Here is a 17,887-nt window from a genome sequence, read left to right as displayed (position 1 = left end):
GCGTAGGATTCCGCCCCCTCCCGCAAACGCCCCCTTATTGAGCATAATCATGGTTTCGGTCAGGGCCGAGGGTCCAATTCCGAATGCTCTTTCAACCAGGCGCACCTCCCCCATGATACCTGGCTGCAGGCACCATGCCTGGGCCTGTCCTTTGCGTAGGGCGCGCATGACCTCGAAGCCCTTGATCGTGGCGTAGGCCGTTGGCATCGACTTGAAGCCACGTACCGGCTTGATCAGCATCTTCAGCTTGCCGTGGTCGGCCTCGAGCACGTTGTTCAGATATTTCACCTGCCGGTGCTCGGTTTCCGCCGCCAGTTTGCCTTCGCGTTTCAGCTCAGCGATTGCTGCGCCGTAGCTGGGTGCCTTGTCGGTATTGAGTTTGGCCGGCTTTTCCCAGTCCTTCAGGCCACGAAGAGCTTTGCCCAGAAAGCGCTTCGCCGCTTTGGCGCTGCGTGTCGATGACAGATAGAAATCAATCGTGTCGCCCCGTTTGTCGACCGCCCGGTACAGGTAGGTCCATTTGCCCCGCACCTTTACGTAGGTCTCATCCAGACGCCAGCTCGGATCAAAGCCGCGCCGCCAGAACCAGCGGAGACGCTTCTCCATCTCCGGCGCGTAGCGCTGCACCCAGCGATAGATCGTCGTATGATCGACATCGATCCCACGCTCGGACAGCATTTCCTCGAGATCACGGTAGCTGATGCCGTATCGACAATACCAGCGCACCGCCCATAGGATGACCTCGCCGGTAAAATGCCGTCCTTTGAAATCGTTCATCGCAACTGACCTTGACAGTACATGAGCCCAATCTTGGAAACCGTGTCAGAGTTTGCAACAGAGCCGCCGGCGCCACCAGCCCGGACTCGTCCCTCGTTCGCCAGACCGCCGCCGCCTATGCCAGCGAAGGCGTGACCGCGCGGCTCAGCTTTTCCTCGACCGACGCCAATGTGCCGATGAACCTCGGCATCCCCGCCATCACCATCCCGCGCGCGGCCACGGGCGGGCGTGGTCATTCGGTTGATGAATGGATTGATGTCAGCCCGGAACCCTCGCTCAAGGTCAAGCGCATGGACCTGCTCGCGATCCTTGCGGCGGCGGGCTATCGCTGACATCCTGCGCAATGTGACCGGCGCCTTGTTTCAGGCGCCGGTCTGTCACTTCCAGCCCTTATGGCGCGCCGTATGGCCGATGCCCGGATTGAAGGCGTTGGTGGGGTCCAGCGTCTGATAATGGTCGGCCAGCGCGGGCTTCGCGACATAGAGATGGCCGACATTATGTTCGGCCGGATATTCGGCGCCCCGCGCATCCAGCAATTCCAGCATCCGATGTTCCAGCGCCATCGGATCGGTGCCTTTGCGCACGATATAGTCCTGATGCAGCACATGGCAAAAGAAGTGCCCATAATAGAGTTTGTGCAGGATCGGCTCCGTCACATCGGCCGGCAGGGTTTCGAACCAGTCGCGATCGTCGCGCCGCAAAGCGATGTCGAGCGCGACGATATCCTCCACGTCCTGCGGATGAATGGTGCGGTATCGCACCGCCGCACCTGCCACGGCAAAGCGATGCAGAAAGGCGGCCTCGGCTTCCTTGGGTGTGCATTCATAAAAGTCGCCCGAACCACTGGGGAAGCTCTTCTTCAGATGCGCCCGCGCCTCTGATATTCCGTCGCCTACCATTTTCAGGATCAGATGATGTTCGTACCGATCACGGAAATCGCGCATGCGCTGCGGCAGATGATTGGGGAACAGCCGGCTCACCGCCTGCATCAGCCGGTCGCTTAGCCCCTTGGCAATCGCATCGACCCGCCCCTTGAGCGCGAACAGGCGGGGCAGGCGATCGGTGCCCAGATGCTTGATCGCCAGATACATGTCCTTGCCATAGATGGCGGCGATGTCGAACGCATCGCGATGAATATATTCGCCCGATACCGGCAAGGACGCAAAGCCCCCCAATATGGCCCGGCGCAATGCCGTCAGTTCGGCGGTATCATTGGTGCCGATATAGAAGGTCGCGCTCTGCGACTCCTTTGCAAATGTGTCGAGCCGTACCGCAAACAGAGCGACCTTGCCCGCGCTGCCCGATGCCTCGAATAATCGGCTGGGGTCGGCGTTGAAGCGGGCCGGCGTGCCTGCATCGATGTCGCGGACATGCGTGGCATAGCCATCGTCGGACGCCCGGCCGCTCTCACTAATGTCGGCGGCCGTGAAATCGCCCTTCTCGACGCGCGCCAATATGGTTTCCGGGTCCTCCCCCAGCGCGATGCCCAGATGGTTGACCAGCCTCAATTGTCCGTCGCTGCCCACCTGCGCATAGAGCGCCAGTTCGGTATAAACCGGCCCACGCCGTACCAGCGCGCCGCCCGAATTGTTACACACGCCGCCAAAGACTGACGCGCCGATGCAGGATGATCCGATCACCGAATGCGGTTCCCGCCCGACCCGCCCCAACTGCTTTTCAAGGTCGAACAGGGTCGTGCCGGGCAGGCAGACGATTTGCTCCCCGCCCCGGATCATGTGCAGGCCGCGAATACGCAGGGTGTTGATGATGACGACTGGCCGGTCATAGCCGCCATGCGGCGTCGATCCGCCCGTCAGTCCGGTATTGGCCGATTGCAGGATGACGATGACGTCGGCCGCAATACAGGCCTGCAACACCCGCCACTGTTCGATCAGCGTGCCGGGCTGCACCACTGCCAGTACCGGTCCGGATCCAAAGCGAAATCCGGTCGCGAACCGGCGCGTCTGCCGGTCGGCTGTCATCACATGGCGCTGCCCTACCGCTTTGCGCAGATCGGACAACAGGGAAACATGACCGGCATTCATCAGAAAACATCCTTCGCTAAACGCAATTCTCGCAGCCGTTCGCTGCTGCCCGCGCGCATGAACGGGTTGGTGGCATATTCATCCGCGATGGTGAAGGGAACGGTGGGTTCATCCCTGTCCCGCGCTGCTGCTACCCGGATATTACGATCTGCGATTGCCTGATTGCCCGGCTCCATGGCGGCGGCAAAGCGGCCATTGCCGCTCGTATATTCATGGGCGCAATAAATGCTGGTATCCGGGGGCAGGGCGGCAAACATTTCCATATTGCGCCACATCTGTTCCGCCGTCCCCTCGAACAGGCGGCCACAACCCATGGCGAACAGCGTATCCCCCACAAAGATCAGACCCGCCGCCGGAATATGATAGACGACATGGCCCAGTGTATGGCCCGGCGTCGCCAGCACCGCGATGCGCGTTTCGCCAAGCTCGATAATGTCACCCTCGCGCACGGTTATGTCCAGCGTCCCGATACGATCCCGCTCGGCGTCCGGGCCATGGATGGTGGCCCCATATTGCAGCTTCAGCGCCATGTTCCCCCCGACATGATCGTCATGCCAATGGGTGTTGAGGATGATGTCCAGCGTCCACCCCCGCCGGTCGATTTCATAGGCGATGCGTTCGGCATCGGGCGTATCGACCGCCGCTACCCGGCCGGTCGCCATGTCGCGGATCAGCAGGCCGTAATTATCCTGAAGACAGGGGAACAGCACGACCTCCACGGTCGGCCGGGCGGCAGGATACAGGCTCATCTCATCTCCAGTCGGTGCGTCATATCGAGAATTTCAGCGCCGCCACGATGGCGCTGTGATAGGTGGTGCCGTTGCTGTGGGAGTCCGTGTCATAATAGCGGACATCGAACGCCAATGTCTTGGTCAGCGCATAGGTCGCGCCCAGATTCCAGGCCTGAAAATCCTTGAAGCGATGGATTTGCTCGATGCCATAGGCGCCGCTCGCGGTCAGTTTCGGCGTCAGGGCATAGCTACCGTTGATTTCGGTGTAGAGCGCGCGGGTGTCGAGTGTCAGAAAATCCGGCGCGTAAAAGGCTTTGGCACCGATCGTCCCTTTGCCGATCGTCTGTGTGACCGCTGCCTTATATTCTACCGTGTCACGATTGGGGCTATTGGGCGCGCCGATATAGCCATAGCGCACGACACCGATGTCCAGGCTGGTATTGCCGAATGTCGGCGCCCAACCGGCGTAGAGATCATATTCGGCGTCTGTTCCGTCGTTGAAATCGACATTCTCACCGCCGACCCGGACATAGAAATCCCGATATTGCGCCGATGCCAAAGCAAAGGCGAACGGATTGCGATCGGTCTGCGAAATACTGCGGAACCGATAATCAGTTGCGACCCCGCCAGACAGGTTCAGCGTCACGGCATTCTCCTCCTGCGCACGGGCCGGCACAGACAGGCCGGCGATGGATGATATGGCCATTACGGCCTTGATTCTGTTCATCTTTCCTCTCCCTGAAATGGCCGTTTTATGGGCGCACCGCTCCGCATGCCGTCCCATGGTGGGGACATGCGGAAAGGGGCGGGGAGAGGCCTGGCCTTTAGGCCTCTCCCTTTCTTGGGTCAGGCCTCTTGGCCCGTCGGCAATGTCAGGAAAACTGGATGCCGCCGTCGATCAGCACGCACTGGCCCGTCATATAATCGCTGTCGGGCGATGCGAGGTAGGATGCGAGCTTTGCGACATCTTCTGGCACCGACACACGACCCATCAGGATCGCCTCGGAATATTTCTTCAGCGCTTCGCCCTTCTCCATCCCTTCTTCCTTGGCGAGCTTCTCGTCGATCAGTTCCCACATGGCGGTGCCGACGATGCCGGGGCAGTAGGCGTTGACCGTGATCTTGTGCTTGGCGAATTCCATGGCGGCCCCCTGCGTCAGGCCGCGCACCCCCCATTTGGATGCGGAATAGGTCGACAGCAGCGCAAAGGGGCGGAACGCCACGATGGATGCCGCGCCGATGATCTTGCCGCCCTTGCCCTGACGGATCATCTGCTCGGCTGCCGCCTTGTAGCAAAGGAAGGTTCCGCGCAGATTGACGCCCATCACCTGGTCCCATTCGTCCACGCTGGTTTCCAGCAGAGACGTGACCCGGGCGATCCCGGCATTGGACACCATGACATTGAGTTCGCCCAGATCCTGCGCGACCTTTGCCACCATGGCATTGACGTCGGCCTCGACCGACACGTCGGCGATGACAGTCGTCACCCTGCGGCCCGTTGCGCGGATTTCTTCTGCCGTTGCTTCCAGTTGATCGGCGTTGGCGGCAATGTCGTTGAGCGCAATGTCATGGCCGTCCTGCGCCAGACGCTGGGCGATCGCCTTGCCAATGCCCCGGGCGGAACCCGTGACCAGTGCGACCGACTGAGTGATTTCTCGCGACATTTATATTCTCCTATGGTGCGTCCACGGGTCGGCACGGAAATGTACCGCCCGGGACTTATGATGCCGGAGGCCGGAAGCCGCCGGCGAAAGGGGGAATCAGATTTCGTTTCGCGCCATTAGTCCGGCGAGGTGATCGGCCTGCCGGATCGCCAGGGCGACGATGGTCAGCGTGGGGTTTTCGGCCGCGCTGGTCGTGAACTGGCTGCCATCGGAGATGAAGAGATTCTTCACCTGATGACTCTGGCCAAAGCGATTGACGACGCCATCCTCCGGCTTCTCGCTCATCCGGTTGGTGCCCATATTATGGGTGGAGGGATATGGTGGCGTCAGGACGGTGCGTCGCGCTCCTACGGCATCATAGATGGCCGCGCCCTGCTTGAAGGCATGGTTGCGCATCGCTTCGTCATTGTCATGGTCGTCATAATGGACATTGGCGACCGGCATGCCGAACTTGTCCTTGGCGTCGTGGTTCAGCGTGACGCGATTGGTGGCGCGGGGCATGTCTTCCCCCACGATCCACATACCGGCCATATGGTCGTAATGATCGAGTGCCGACGTGAAATCGCGGCCCCAGCCCCCTGGATTCATGAATGCGCCCATGAACGGCACGCCCAGAGAGATGGTCTCGAACTCATAGCCCCCGGCAAAGCCCCGGCTGGTGTCGTGCCGCGCTTCGTCGCGGATGATCCCGGCCATCACCGTGCCGCGATACATATGGACCGGCTTGTCGAACACGCCATAAACCGAACCCGTCGTGTGGCGCATATAATGGCGTCCGACATGGCCCGATCCGTTGCCAAGCCCGTCCTTGAACATATTACTCTCGGAATTGAGCAGGATGCGCGGACTTTCGATCGAATTGCCCGCCACCGCGACAACGCGCGCCTTCTGCCGGTGCATTGCGCCATCCTTGTCGGCATAGACCACGCCCGTCACCTTGCCCGATGCGTCATGCTCGATGCGGATGACCTGACTTTCGGGGCGCACCTCCAGCTTGCCGGTCGCCTCGCCCTTCGGAATTTCGGTATAGAGGGTCGACCATTTCGCCCCTGACTTGCACCCCTGGAAACAAAATCCGATCTGCTGACAACTGCCGCGATCGTCGCGTGGCTGGCTGTTGATCGACATATTGCCGGTATGCACTTCCTTATAGCCGATCTTGGTCGCGCCGGCATGGAACACCTTGTAATTATTGTTACCGGGCAGGCGGGGGATGCCGTTGGTGCCGGTGGTTCCCATCTTATATTCGGCCTTGGCGTACCAGGGCGCCATTTCCTTGCTATCGATCGGCCAGTCGAGCAGCGATGCATCCTTTATGTCGCCATAGGTCGACCGCGCTTTCCACTCATGCTCCTGAAAACGCAGCGATGCGCCGGCCCAGTGGGTCGATGTGCCGCCGACGGCCTTCACGATCCATGCGGGCAGTTCGGGGAAATCGGTCGCCACTCTCCAACTGCCTGACGTGGTCCGCTTGTCTGTCCAGGCGAGCTGGGCGAAACTTTCCCACTCGTCATTGATGAAATCGTTGATTTCGTACCGGGCGCCCGCCTCCAGACAGACGACCTTGATACCTTTTTGCGCCAGTTCGTTGGCCAGCGTTCCGCCGCCCGCGCCAGAGCCGATGATGACGACGACACTGTCGTCGTTCAGGTCAAATTGTGCCATTCTATATCCTCTCCGCCGCGCTCAGGCCGGCAGCCAGTCGAGATCGTTGAAGCCGCGATGGAGGTAGCCGCCCTTTTCGGCGGAGGAGCCTTCATAGCCCAGCTTGGTCCACAGCTCCTGCTGGTTGTAGAGCGCCGTTACCATGCCGGACCGCATCGCCTTGAAGAAAGGCGACTTGGCCTTTTCCAGCGATTGCAACACAGCCACGCGGTCCCCTTCGGCCTCGATCGCCAGATAGGGCTTGCCCTTCATCTTCTGCGACGCGGCGTCCAGTTCGGCGACGCCTTGCTTCATGCTGGTCGCCTTGGCCGGATCGTCCGCCATGGTGCCGTCGATGGTGGCGACGGCGGTTTCATACATGGCGTCGGGCAGGCGGTCGTGCGGATACAGGTCGCGTGCCATCTTGACGAGCGTCGTCAGATCGGCGGCGCCTCCCGTCTTGAGCGTTACGGCTGCATTGGCGACACCCGGCAATACCGGCGCGGCCGCGAGCAAAGCGGCCGTGCCGACCGAACGGCCCAGAAAGCGCCGCCGGTCCATCACCTCAATTTTATCTACCAGTCTCATTACATTCCTCTCCCTTGCTTATGTTGTGATCGGGATGGCTCAGACGTAGCGACCATGGTGCTGCAACACCTCGATCTTGTATCCGTCGGGATCCTGAATGAAGAAGAAGCGGGCCATCAGCGCGCCTTCGCGGAAAAATTCCTTGATCGGCTGTACGGTGATGCCGGCTGCTTCCATACGGGCATGTTCCGCATCCAGATCCGGCACCGTCACCGCGATATGGCCATATCCGTCGCCGAACGTGTAAGGTTCGGTGCGATCATGGTTGATCGTCAGTTCCAGTTCGACGTCGTTTTCCGGGTTGCGCAGATAAACGAGCGTGAAGCCGTCGAACGGATAGCGGTCCGCAATGTCCAGCCCGAGTGCGGCCTTGTAGAAATCCACCGATCGCTGTTCTTCCAGAACACGGATCATGGAATGAATGATCTTTGCCATTTTTGGTCCTATTTCAGAGTGGAGAGATAATCGATGATCGCCTTGCGCTTGGCGGCATCGGCCTGTGCGTAGGCCATCTTTGTGCCTGGCACGGCCTTCGCACTGCCGGTCAGCCACTTGTCGAGCGAGGCGGCATTCCAGGTCTGGCCGCTCTTCTTGAGTGCGGCGGAATATTGATATTTGGCGCCGCTTGCCGCCTTGCGCCCGACGATACCTGCCAGTGAAGGGCCGACACGGTTTTCACCCGCCTTGACGGAGTGGCAGGCGCCGCATTGCTGACCGAACAGTTTGTCACCCGATGCCGGGGCGGATTTGGGAATGGCCATCTGCGCCTGAGCGGCGGTGAAACCGCCTGTCAGGGCGATAACGGCGGCGATTCGCGTAATCGTGAAAAAATTTAGCAATATTCCTCTCCAGGTGATTTGCGCGTGCAAACCTAACCGGCAAGGAGCGTGCCAAATGATGTGGATTGGGAAAGAAAGCCCAAAAATCCGCGCAAATATGGGCGGCCCATGCGATCGTTACGCTTGAGACGAGTTTCTGTATTGATCGGCTGCCTGTGTCAGATGGCACAAAATTGTGCCATCCTCTGTGTCATTGAAACAGTTCTGCCGGGCTGAGGCACATCTTGCCTGCCACTCGACAAACTCCGGGGATTGGTCGTAAATAGGGTATCCCCCGTAGCAACGGACGGGAATGGAGAAGGATGTAAGGCGAAAAGCCTGATTGGAGGATTAGTGGCGCGATTGCAGGACATGGATCTGCAAAGTCCATCATCCGCGCTGGCGAGCGTGTTCGTACAAAGCCCGAGCGAACTGGATTGTGCGTGGGAGGGTTTTTTGTCCGGCGCCCCGCGGGACAGTTTGTTGGCGCGCAATCCCATATTGGATAGCTGGGAACGGTGCCGGGCTTCGGATGTCGGCATTTCGACCGCCTTCGCGCCGCAACTGGCCCTCGATTTTCTCGATTCCCGACGGCGTGAACATCGCCCGCTGCTGCGCGCCTCGGCCGAAACATTGGCGGAGGCGGCCGACATATTGACCGGCACCGACGCCATGATGTTGATCACCGATCCGGCAGGTATCGTGCTGGACGGCATGGGCGATAATCAGACGCTGCGCGCCGGCACCGACATTGCGCTCTGTCGTGGCGGGGACTGGCGCGAAGGGGCTGCCGGAACCAACGGCATTGGCGTTGCCATCGCGACGGCGCGGCCGATGATGGTCCATGCCGGTGAGCATTATTGCGAACCGATGAAGAAATGGAGCTGTGCGGCGGCGCCCATCATCCACCCCGGCGATGGTTCGGTCGCTGGTGTCCTCAACATTTCGGCGCGCAGCAGCGCCGCCAACGGCCAGATGTTCGCATTGGCTGTGCTGGGCGCACGTCGTATCGAAATGGCGATGATGCACGAAGCGGATCAGTTCCGCGCCCGCCTTCTCGAAGTGGCGCTGGAACAGGGGCGCCATTATCATCGTGACGGTCTGCTGGCGGTTGATGAACATGGTCGTCTGGCCTATGCTTCGTCTCAGGCGGCCCGCATGTTGCGTGACCGGCTGGGTGTGCGGATGGTCAGCGCCCGGCCCGGCCAGCGCGCATTTGATGTTGCGGGACTGCCGCGCGAAATTCCCAATGACTGGATTCGACCGATCGAGGTGGATGGCGGGCTGAACGGCTTCATGGTGGTGATCCCGACCGCCGAACCGGCGCGATCTTCCGCATCTTCGCTTGCCACCCACCGTTCCGTGCCGACACGCCGCCATGGTGATGAAAGCGATCCCGACCGTTGCGACTTTACCGCCATCGTTGGTAACAGTCCGTCGATGAAGGCATCGATTGCCCGTGCGCAGAAACTCGCCCCGTCGCCTGTGCCCATGCTCATTCAGGGTGAAACCGGCGTCGGCAAAGAGTTGTTTGCGCGTGCCTTCCATGGTCGTGGCCCCAATGCGGCCGGACCGCTGGTCATGTTCAACTGTGGCGCCGCCAATCGCGAGATGATTGCCAGCGAATTGTTCGGCTATGCGCGTGGTGCTTTCACTGGCGCGTCGAATGAGGGGCGGCCGGGCCGTTTCGAACTCGCCCATGGTGGTACGCTCTGCCTTGATGAGATCGGTGAACTGGCGCTGGACCTGCAACCCTATCTGCTGCGTGTGCTGGAGGAAGGTGTCGTCTCCCGTATCGGTGAAGGGGATGTACGCCGCGTGGATGTGCGCGTGATCGCCATGACCAATCGCGATTTGCATGCAGAGGTTGCCGCCGGGCGTTTCCGTCGCGATCTGTTGCACCGGCTGGCCGTCGCTTCCGTCACCGTTCCGCCGCTGCGGGATCGGGGCGGCGACATCGATCTGCTGCTGGCGCGTTTCGCTGCCGATTGCGCGCGGCGTTACGCGCATGCGCCAGTCCGCTTCACGGATCGGGCGCTGGCTATCCTCCATGCCCATGACTGGCCGGGCAATGTCCGCGAATTGCGCAATGTCGTCGAAACGGCGAGTTTGCTGGCGACCGATGATGTGGCCGACGAACATTGCCTGCCCGATGATCTGAAATCGGCGCAGGTCGTACCGGCCGTATCGCCGTCTGCCAACGGTTTGGAAGAGCGGGAACAGATTGCCAATGCCATCGCCATGGCGGCTGGCAATATGTCGATCGCCAGCACCATGCTGGGCCTGTCGCGATCGACCCTGTATCGCAAGATACTGCACCATAATCTCAGCCGATCGGCGATCCGGGATCAGGTGATGGGCAGGGGGGAGGACGGCGCCTGAACGATCAGGACGCCGCCCCTTTCCCAATTCAGGTCAACGCATCGACCGGCTTTCTCATGCTCCTATGCCCGAACCGGGCATAGAGTGTCGGCAGCACGAACAGCGTCAGCAGCGTGGCGGAAATCAGCCCGCCGATGACGACGGTCGCCAACGGTTTTTGCACTTCCGCGCCCGATCCGCTGGCGAACGCCATCGGCACAAAGCCCAGACTGGCCACCAGCGCGGTCATCGCGACGGGGCGCAGGCGCTGCATCGCCCCTGCGCGAGCCGCCTCGGCCCGATCCATCCCTGTGTGGATCATCGCCTGAATGGCGCTGACCATGACCAGCCCGTTCAGCACCGCTATGCCCGATAACGCGATGAAGCCGACCGCCGCCGAAACGGAAAAATCCATCCCCCGCACGAACAACAGCATCACCCCGCCGACCAGCGCGAACGGCACGCCGGTAAATACGATCGCCGCATCGCGCACATTGCCCAGCGCCCCATAGAGCAGCAGCAGGATCAGGACGAAACAGGCCGGCACGACCAGCTTCAACCGTTCGCTGGCCGATTTCAGATTTTCAAACTGCCCGCCCCATTCCAGGTAGCTGCCCGGCGGCAATCGCAACCCGGCGGCGATGCTGGCCTGTGCATCTGCGACCACGCTGCCGACGTCGCGGCCGCGGACATTGGCCTGCACCACGACGCGCCTCTTGCCATTTTCCCGACCGATCTGGTTCGGTCCTTCGACGATGCGCGAGAGGGAATTGCGGGCCAAGCTTTGATGCACCTTAATCAGGTGGTTTCTTGTCCTTGCAATCTGATCGAACTTTCGAGTAAGTGCGAGACCTTCATTGGACCCGGCATTGCCGGGTGGCTCGGCCCGGCGCCTATCCCCGGGATAACCACTAGCGAAATTAGGGCTTCGCTTTTCCGAGTTCTGAGCGTTTCCGCGCATAGGCGCGATGCCCCGCTAGCCAATCTGTAGGTTCCTGAATGACATCTTTTGCCTCGCTGAAACGCGAATGGCTCGCAAATCCGCGTGCGGACATACTTGCGGGTATCGTCGTTGCATTGGCGCTGATCCCCGAAGCCATCGGCTTCTCGATCATCGCAGGCGTCGATCCGCGCGTCGGCCTTTATGCCTCCTTCTCCATTGCCGTCATCACCGCCCTTGTCGGCGGTCGCCCCGGCATGATTTCCGCTGCCACAGCCGCCATTGCGGTGCTGGTGCTTCCACTGATCCGCGACCATGGCGTCGAATATCTGTTCGCCGCCACGATCCTCATGGGCGTGATTCAGGTCATTGCCGGATTCCTCCGGCTCGACATGCTGATGCAGTATGTGTCGCGGTCGGTGATTACCGGCTTCGTCAATGCGCTGGCGATCCTGATTTTCATCGCCCAGCTACCACAACTGACGGGCGTGACCTGGGTGACATATGCGATGGTCGCTGGCGGCCTTGCCATCATCTACCTGTTCCCACGCATCACCAAGGCAGTGCCTTCGCCGCTGGTCGCGATCGTAATCCTGACGGTCCTCTCGATCTATGGCGGGCTGAACGTCAACACAGTCGGGGACATGGGCAAACTGCCATCATCGCTGCCTGCTTTCCTCATCCCCAACGTGCCTTTCACGCTGGAGACGCTGCAAATCATCCTGCCCTTCTCGCTCACGATGGCGGCCGTTGGTCTGCTGGAATCGATGATGACAGCGCAGATCGTGGATGACCTGACCGACACCGGATCAGACAAGCGCCGTGAGATGAAGGGCCAGGGCATCGCCAATTTCGCGACCGGATTCCTCGGCGGCATGGGCGGCTGCGCGATGATCGGCCAGTCGGTCATCAACGTGAAGTCAGGCGGCTCAACCCGGCTGTCCACCTTCGTATCGGGCGTGTTCCTGCTATTCCTGATCGTGGTGCTTGGCCCACTGGTGGCGCAGATTCCGATGCCTTCGCTGGTCGCGGTGATGATTATGGTGTCGATCGGCACATTTAGTTGGCGCTCGATCAAGGATCTCCGCACCAATCCATGGCAATCCTCGGTGGTCATGGTCGCCACCGTCGTCATCGTCGTATGGACGCATGACCTGGCGCAAGGCGTGTTGGCGGGCGTAATCCTGTCCGGCCTGTTCTTCGCCAGCAAGGTCAAACGCCTCTTCACCGTCGCGTCTGAGCTTTCGGCCGATGGCAATGCACGCACCTATCGTGTTGCCGGTCAGGTGTTCTTCGCCTCCTCGGACAGCTTCACGTCCGCTTTCGATTACAAGGAAGTGCTCGATCGTGTCGTAATCGACGTGAGCAACGCGCATTTCTGGGACATTTCGGCGATTGGCACACTCGACAAGGCGATCCTGAAATTCCGTCGCGAAGGCACAGCGGTTGAGGTGGTTGGCCTCAACGACGCCAGCGCCTCGATGGTCGAACGCTATGCCATTCACGACAAGCCGGGTGCTGAAGCGCAGCTCGGCGCGCATTGAGGAGAGACGCCATGACCAAGATACTCGCCTGTATCGACGCCTCGGCCTATGCGGCCAGCGTCTGTGATCTCGCTGCCTGGGCGTCCAAGCGACTCGATCTGCCGATTGAGCTGCTCCATGTCGTGCAGCGCAAGGATGCCGTGGCAGAGCGGCATGATTTGAGCGGTGCTATCGGCCTAGGAGCCAGGACTGACCTTCTCGAAGAACTGACGAAACTGGAAGAGGCCGATGCCAGGCTTCAGGTCGAGCGTGGCCGCATCTTGCTTGCGACGATGGCTGAGCGCCTCCAGGCTGACGGTGCGAAAGCGATTGCCCCCCTGCACCGCCATGGTGGCATCGTGGAAACGATCCTGGAGCACGAAAGCGATGCCCGCGTCATTGTCATTGGCAAACGCGGAGCCAGCCATGAGTTCGCATCCGATCATATCGGGTCGAAGATCGAACGGGTCGTGCGCGCCAGCGCCAAGCCCGTGCTGATCGCGTCCAGGGCGGTCGCGGAACCGCAATCGGTCATCCTTGCCTATGATGGCAGCAAGGCCGCCGATCGTGCGCTGGAGCGGGTCGCCAACTCACCCCTATTCGACGGTCTACCGGTCCATGTCGTCACAGTCGGTCCTGATGACGAAAAGCATCGCAAGCTGCTGGATAACGCGGGTGCTGCCCTGGCCGGTGGCCGGTCTGTCGAATTGACGGTCGTGCAAGGCAAGCCCGAGGATGCCATTGCCGAGGTGGTTGGCAAGACCCCGGACGCGCTGCTGGTCATGGGAGCTTATGGGCATTCGCCCCTTCGTACCCTGATTGTCGGCAGCACCACGACGACGCTCATTCGCACGGTTCATGTGCCGGTGCTGCTGGTGCGTTGACGTGGCGCTCGACCTCGACCTTTTCCGCGAGAAGCTGCTGCTGTTGAAGCAGATGCTCCTCGCCCAGGAGGAAATGTCGAAAGAGGGCCGCGCGCCGGTTACGCTCGAACAGGACAGCGTAGGCCGACTGTCGCGGATCGACGCCATGCAGGTGCAGGCCATGGCGCTTGCCCAGCAACGTCGCCGCGAAAGTGAGCGTGAAGCTATCGACGCTGCCTTGCGCCGGATCGAAGAGGGCGAGTTCGGCTATTGCGTCACCTGCGGCGAGGAGATCGCCGAAGCCCGCCTGGTCAACCTTCCCTCGGTGACGAGCTGTATCGAGTGCGCCCGTCAGAAATAGAAGTGGAGAGGATCATGCCCACTGGCACGGTCAGATATGTGGACCGGGATCGCGGATTTGGTTTCATTTCCCGCGACGACAAGCAGCCCAAGGTATTTGTGCATGTAACTGCCGTGCTGGAAGCCGGGTATGCTGATCTCGAAAAGGGTCAGCGCTGGGCCTTCGATCTGGCTGAAGATCGAGGAAAGCAAGTCGCCGTCAATCTCACTGCGATATGATTATCAGGACCACAAAACGGTTGTCTGTAAACTAAACCACCGAGGCTGTTGAAAAAGGCGCAGAGTAGCGGGACTGAACAAGGTGGCCGTAAGTTTCAGATCCACGAGGATAGGAGCGGTAGCCATGATGGGAGCGCAGCACCAGGGCGGCAGGGCGGCAAGCTGGCGAGCGCTTGGAGCCATGCTTCCTAAGGATCACGTCCTACGTCGGATTGACCGGCTTCTGGACATGAGCGAACTGCGTGCTGCGCTAGCGTCGCATTACAGCGCACGGGGCCGGCCCTCTGTCGCGCCGGACCTGCTTATCCGCATGGCCCTGATCGGACGCCTGTATGGCATTACATCGGAGCGACGGCTTTGCGAGGAAGTTAGGTTCAACTTGGCCTATCGCTGGTTTTGCCGGCTTCCACTCGATGCAAGCGTGCCCAATCACTCGACTTTTAGCAAAAACCGCCATGGGCGTTTCCGCGATGCGAACGTCTTCCGTCTGCTATTCGAGCAGACAGTGAGGCGGTGCGTGGCGGCAGGGCTGGTCGCACGCAAGGATGCCGCGATCGACGCCTCGTTCATCGCGGCCGATGCAAGTTGGCAGCGCAAAATGGGCGATGGCGACATTGCCGGGGTGCGACTTACTAGGCCTGTGCGGGAGTGGCTTGCCGACGAAGCCATTGCGCCCGCACAGGAGCATGGCGCGCCGCGTGGCAAGCCCGCAGCGATCTCGCGTACTGATCCAGGAGCGGCATGGTCAGCACGCACGGCGCGAGGCCGGTTCGGCTACGCTTTCAACGTGCTGATCGATACCCCAGGAGGCGTCGCCGTGGAGGTGGAAGCCAGTCCCGCCCGCTTCGCTGCAGAAGTGGATGCGGCACGTATCATGCTCGCCCGCGCGGGCGACTGCTTCGACTATCAGCCCAAGCGTGTCGCAGCCGATACAGCTTATGGCAGCGGCGCGTTTCTGGCTTTCGTAAACGATCGCGGCTCGGTTCCACATATCCCGGTGATGGAACGATCAGAGCAGACGAACGGCAAGTTTCCGCGCGAAGCCTTCAGCTACGATTCAGAGCGGGACCACTATGTTTGCCCAGCGGGTAAGCTGCTCCGTTATCGTGGCACCCATCGCCAGGTTGGATGCCTCCGGTATAGCGCCAGTACCCTCGACTGCCAGAACTGCCGGCTGAAACGGCAATGCACATCCGCAAACAACCGGTCAGTGACCCACAGCGAACATGAAGATGTGCGCGATCTGGTACGTAGCGAAATGCAGACCCCGCTTTTCCAGCGGTCGATGCGTCTGCGTCGAGGCGTGGAGCGCCTGTTCGCCGACGCGAAAGGCAAGCGCGGTCTGACGAGGCTCCACCTCCGGGGCCTTCGCGGTGCTGAGGAGGAGTTCCTGTTAGGCGCTGCGGTTTCTAACCTCGTGCTACTCGCGCGCCCAACCAATCAACCCGCCCGTAAGCGCTTCCCCCCACCCGCTTCTGAACGCATCAACCATATGGCAGAAGTCAGCCGTGGACGGTTCGAGCAAGCCAAAGCCGCCGCTATCTTTTGATGCTGATCCCGCCAGTGAGTAGACGGTGGCCGGTGCAATGAACTGACCAGATACACGCGAGGCGCCAACGGCCCCGCTCAGGCGTCCGAAAACACCTGATTGCCGTCATCCTCTCGCCGTTGTCCTATAATTGATGGTGAAACGGGAACTCGGCGGCACGATCAATCTGGGATCAGCGCCCATCCGCGTAATTGCAATGTCGCCATTGTCGCTAGTGCAGATACGTCGATCTCGATGCCCTGCTCGACCGTAGCGGGGTCAATCGTGTTTCCGACCAGTGCCTGGCTGCACACCCTAATGGACACACCCGCGCGCTTCAGCGCGCCTATCAAAGCGAGGTTCGGGTTCGATGCGCTGCCGGTCATCGTAGCATAGGCGTCGTCCTCGACAACGATCGGCGTTGCCGGGCCATGGACGATCACGATCACGTCTCCCGGTAGCGGCCTTACTTCGTCTGCTCCAAGGAGGTTCAGGAAGCGCGCCACCTTGTCCAGCGTTGGATTGATTTTATCGGGCGTTGCCGCGGCCTTGGTCACATTGAACAGCACGCGATAGCGCAACTTGCGATCAGGGCGTTCCGCAGCACCTTCGACGGGTGTGATCGCGCCATAGCCCGGTACCACCGCCTGCCGAGGCACGCCGGCTGAAGCACTGACGCTGCTCATGAGTGACAAGCATCCTGCAACAGCAATGATTGGCATCCGCATCCGCGTTTTCCCTCTTCAGCCGAAATGATCAGCCAACTCTCGCAAAAACGGCCGCACCGATGTTTTGCGGTCGGATCACGGAAGGCGTCTCGCGCGGTCGCACTGGGCGGGGGGCCGGGGCTGTATGGGGAGCCAACAGATCGTCGCCTCCGAACATCGCTTCCAGGGTGCGCACGCACAGTGCGGCTGCATCGTTCGCAAGACGGTAGTGAACCTGCTTCGCCTCACGCCTGGTCTTCACCAGATCGGCGCGTCGCAGTTCGGCAAGCTGCTGGCTGAGCGCCGGTTGCGTCACGCCAGTGGCAGCCTCGATGTCCGCCACCTGGCGTTCGCCGCCCAACAGATAGGACAGGATCATAAGCCGCTGCGGCTGCGCGAACACACGCAGCTTTTCGACCGCGACGTCAGCAAGCGCGCGGGACTGGTGGATTGCCGTCACCGGTCGGCCTTCGTCTGGTGAAACCAGTCGGCTCCCGCGCTGCCCGGCAAGGCAGGAGGCAGAAGCACGTCGTCGCCCGGCTGCCAGTCAGCGGGCGTGTAAGCCTCGCCATCAGCTGAACGCTGCAATGCCCTTACCGTGCGCAGCATCTCGTCGACCGACCGACCAACATTCATCGGATACCAGCTAAGCGCGCGGATGATGCCCTCAGGGTCGATGAAGTAGGTCGCGCGCACGGTTGAGGCATCGCCGGCCTGCTCGTCGAGCATACCGTAAGCATAGCCCACCGCCAGCGAGGGGTCCTCGATAACCGGAAATGGCACCTCTACACCGAAGACGTCTTTGATCGCGCGTAGCCAGGCCACGTGCGAGTAGAGGCTGTCGACCGACAGCCCAAGCAACACGCAGTCCAACTCCTCGAACCTGGGTGCAGCTTTGGCCAATGCTACGAACTCGCTTGTGCAAACCGGGGTGAAGTCGGCAGGGTGCGAGAAAAACACGACCCAGCGACCACGATACTGATCGAGCGCAATCTCGCCCTGCGTGGTGCGGGCGGTGAAGTTCGGGGCTGCATCCCCGATGCGCAGCGAGCGCGATATGTTTGCATCCATCATTTCCATTCCTCCCAAATGGCACAGGTACCCCGTTGACGCAATACA

The 17,887-nt window shown here is 60.8% G+C and carries 18 protein-coding genes, 2 pseudogenes and 1 other annotated feature; of the genes and pseudogenes, 7 read left to right on the top strand and 13 right to left on the bottom strand.

Annotated features, from left to right (window positions below):
* Window positions 1-39: 39 nt before the first annotated feature.
* Window positions 40-777: pseudogene (locus tag HH800_RS27920) on the bottom strand (IS6 family transposase); the annotation flags it as partial.
* An 11-nt stretch (window positions 778-788) separates the two neighbouring features.
* Between HH800_RS27920 and HH800_RS27915 the strand changes: the two are divergent.
* Window positions 789-1,109, top strand: coding sequence for a hypothetical protein (locus tag HH800_RS27915; protein ID WP_235682162.1), 321 nt, complete (start codon window positions 789-791; stop codon window positions 1,107-1,109).
* A gap of 45 nt (window positions 1,110-1,154) precedes the next feature.
* On the opposite strand, the gene dld is transcribed toward HH800_RS27915, so the two are convergent.
* The 8 genes from dld to HH800_RS27875 all read right to left on the bottom strand — a co-directional run bounded on the left by dld (window position 1,155) and on the right by HH800_RS27875 (window position 8,318).
* Window positions 1,155-2,822 carry a D-lactate dehydrogenase gene (dld, locus tag HH800_RS27910; RefSeq protein ID WP_169863540.1) on the bottom strand — a complete coding sequence of 556 codons (1,668 nt, stop codon included), beginning with the start codon at window positions 2,820-2,822 and terminating at the stop codon, window positions 1,155-1,157.
* Complete coding sequence (gene gloB / locus HH800_RS27905) at window positions 2,822-3,571, bottom strand: hydroxyacylglutathione hydrolase (RefSeq protein WP_169863539.1); 750 nt, start codon at window positions 3,569-3,571, stop codon at window positions 2,822-2,824. Before gloB ends, dld begins: the two co-directional genes overlap by 1 nt.
* A 19-nt stretch (window positions 3,572-3,590) precedes the next feature.
* Window positions 3,591-4,280 (bottom strand): TorF family putative porin, encoded by a 690-nt coding sequence (locus HH800_RS27900; RefSeq protein WP_169863538.1) that lies wholly within the window; start codon window positions 4,278-4,280, stop codon window positions 3,591-3,593.
* Window positions 4,281-4,425: 145 nt separating this feature from the next.
* Window positions 4,426-5,217, bottom strand: a complete 792-nt coding sequence (locus HH800_RS27895; protein ID WP_169863537.1) for an SDR family NAD(P)-dependent oxidoreductase — start codon at window positions 5,215-5,217, stop codon at window positions 4,426-4,428.
* A 96-nt stretch (window positions 5,218-5,313) separates the two neighbouring features.
* A complete protein-coding gene (locus tag HH800_RS27890; protein ID WP_169863536.1) occupies window positions 5,314-6,882 on the bottom strand; it encodes a GMC family oxidoreductase in 1,569 nt (522 codons plus the stop codon).
* A gap of 21 nt (window positions 6,883-6,903) precedes the next feature.
* On the bottom strand, window positions 6,904-7,449 hold the full coding sequence (locus HH800_RS27885; protein ID WP_169863535.1) for a gluconate 2-dehydrogenase subunit 3 family protein: 546 nt from the start codon (window positions 7,447-7,449) through the stop codon (window positions 6,904-6,906).
* 39 nt (window positions 7,450-7,488) lie between these two features.
* Window positions 7,489-7,884, bottom strand: coding sequence for a VOC family protein (locus tag HH800_RS27880; RefSeq protein ID WP_169863534.1), 396 nt, complete (start codon window positions 7,882-7,884; stop codon window positions 7,489-7,491).
* Window positions 7,885-7,892: 8 nt separating this feature from the next.
* Complete coding sequence (locus HH800_RS27875; protein WP_235682161.1) at window positions 7,893-8,318, bottom strand: c-type cytochrome; 426 nt, start codon at window positions 8,316-8,318, stop codon at window positions 7,893-7,895.
* Window positions 8,319-8,750: 432 nt separating this feature from the next.
* Here HH800_RS27875 and HH800_RS27870 point away from each other — a divergent pair, with 432 nt between their 5' ends.
* Complete coding sequence (locus tag HH800_RS27870) at window positions 8,751-10,649, top strand: sigma-54-dependent Fis family transcriptional regulator (protein ID WP_169863533.1); 1,899 nt, start codon at window positions 8,751-8,753, stop codon at window positions 10,647-10,649.
* Between the two features lie 28 nt (window positions 10,650-10,677).
* Here the strand turns inward: HH800_RS27870 and HH800_RS27865 are convergent.
* Window positions 10,678-11,388, bottom strand: a pseudogene (locus HH800_RS27865) (efflux RND transporter permease subunit); the annotation flags it as partial.
* Window positions 11,389-11,484: 96 nt separating this feature from the next.
* Window positions 11,485-11,538 (top strand) — a sequence feature (sul1 is cis-regulatory element that is thought to sense ions involved in sulfur or methionine metabolism; They are found in Alphaproteobacteria).
* Window positions 11,539-11,627: 89 nt separating this feature from the next.
* Here HH800_RS27865 and HH800_RS27860 point away from each other — a divergent pair.
* From HH800_RS27860 to HH800_RS27840, 5 genes are all read left to right on the top strand, one after another.
* Window positions 11,628-13,112 carry a SulP family inorganic anion transporter gene (locus HH800_RS27860; RefSeq protein WP_169863532.1) on the top strand — a complete coding sequence of 495 codons (1,485 nt, stop codon included), beginning with the start codon at window positions 11,628-11,630 and terminating at the stop codon, window positions 13,110-13,112.
* A gap of 11 nt (window positions 13,113-13,123) precedes the next feature.
* A complete protein-coding gene (locus HH800_RS27855; RefSeq protein ID WP_169863531.1) occupies window positions 13,124-13,975 on the top strand; it encodes a universal stress protein in 852 nt (283 codons plus the stop codon).
* 1 nt (window position 13,976) lies between these two features.
* Window positions 13,977-14,315, top strand: a complete 339-nt coding sequence (locus tag HH800_RS27850; protein ID WP_235682160.1) for a TraR/DksA family transcriptional regulator — start codon at window positions 13,977-13,979, stop codon at window positions 14,313-14,315.
* A gap of 14 nt (window positions 14,316-14,329) precedes the next feature.
* Complete coding sequence (locus tag HH800_RS27845) at window positions 14,330-14,533, top strand: cold-shock protein (protein WP_169863529.1); 204 nt, start codon at window positions 14,330-14,332, stop codon at window positions 14,531-14,533.
* Between the two features lie 229 nt (window positions 14,534-14,762).
* Window positions 14,763-16,082 (top strand): transposase, encoded by a 1,320-nt coding sequence (locus tag HH800_RS27840; RefSeq protein WP_235682159.1) that lies wholly within the window; start codon window positions 14,763-14,765, stop codon window positions 16,080-16,082.
* A 161-nt stretch (window positions 16,083-16,243) separates the two neighbouring features.
* On the opposite strand, the gene HH800_RS27835 is transcribed toward HH800_RS27840, so the two are convergent.
* The 3 genes from HH800_RS27835 to HH800_RS27825 all read right to left on the bottom strand — a co-directional run bounded on the left by HH800_RS27835 (window position 16,244) and on the right by HH800_RS27825 (window position 17,848).
* On the bottom strand, window positions 16,244-16,747 hold the full coding sequence (locus HH800_RS27835) for a DsrE family protein (RefSeq protein WP_169863527.1): 504 nt from the start codon (window positions 16,745-16,747) through the stop codon (window positions 16,244-16,246).
* A gap of 70 nt (window positions 16,748-16,817) precedes the next feature.
* Window positions 16,818-17,228: an ArsR/SmtB family transcription factor gene (locus HH800_RS27830; protein WP_169863526.1), complete on the bottom strand. Its 411-nt coding sequence runs from the start codon at window positions 17,226-17,228 to the stop codon at window positions 16,818-16,820.
* Window positions 17,225-17,848, bottom strand: a complete 624-nt coding sequence (locus tag HH800_RS27825) for a peroxiredoxin (RefSeq protein ID WP_169863525.1) — start codon at window positions 17,846-17,848, stop codon at window positions 17,225-17,227. Before HH800_RS27825 ends, HH800_RS27830 begins: the two co-directional genes overlap by 4 nt.
* Window positions 17,849-17,887 lie beyond the last annotated feature (39 nt).

This window comes from Sphingobium yanoikuyae (genome assembly GCF_013001025.1).
GTDB classification, from domain to species: domain Bacteria; phylum Pseudomonadota; class Alphaproteobacteria; order Sphingomonadales; family Sphingomonadaceae; genus Sphingobium; species Sphingobium yanoikuyae_A.
Note: the sequence above shows the minus strand (reverse complement) of the source record. Positions and strands in the feature narration are given on the sequence as shown.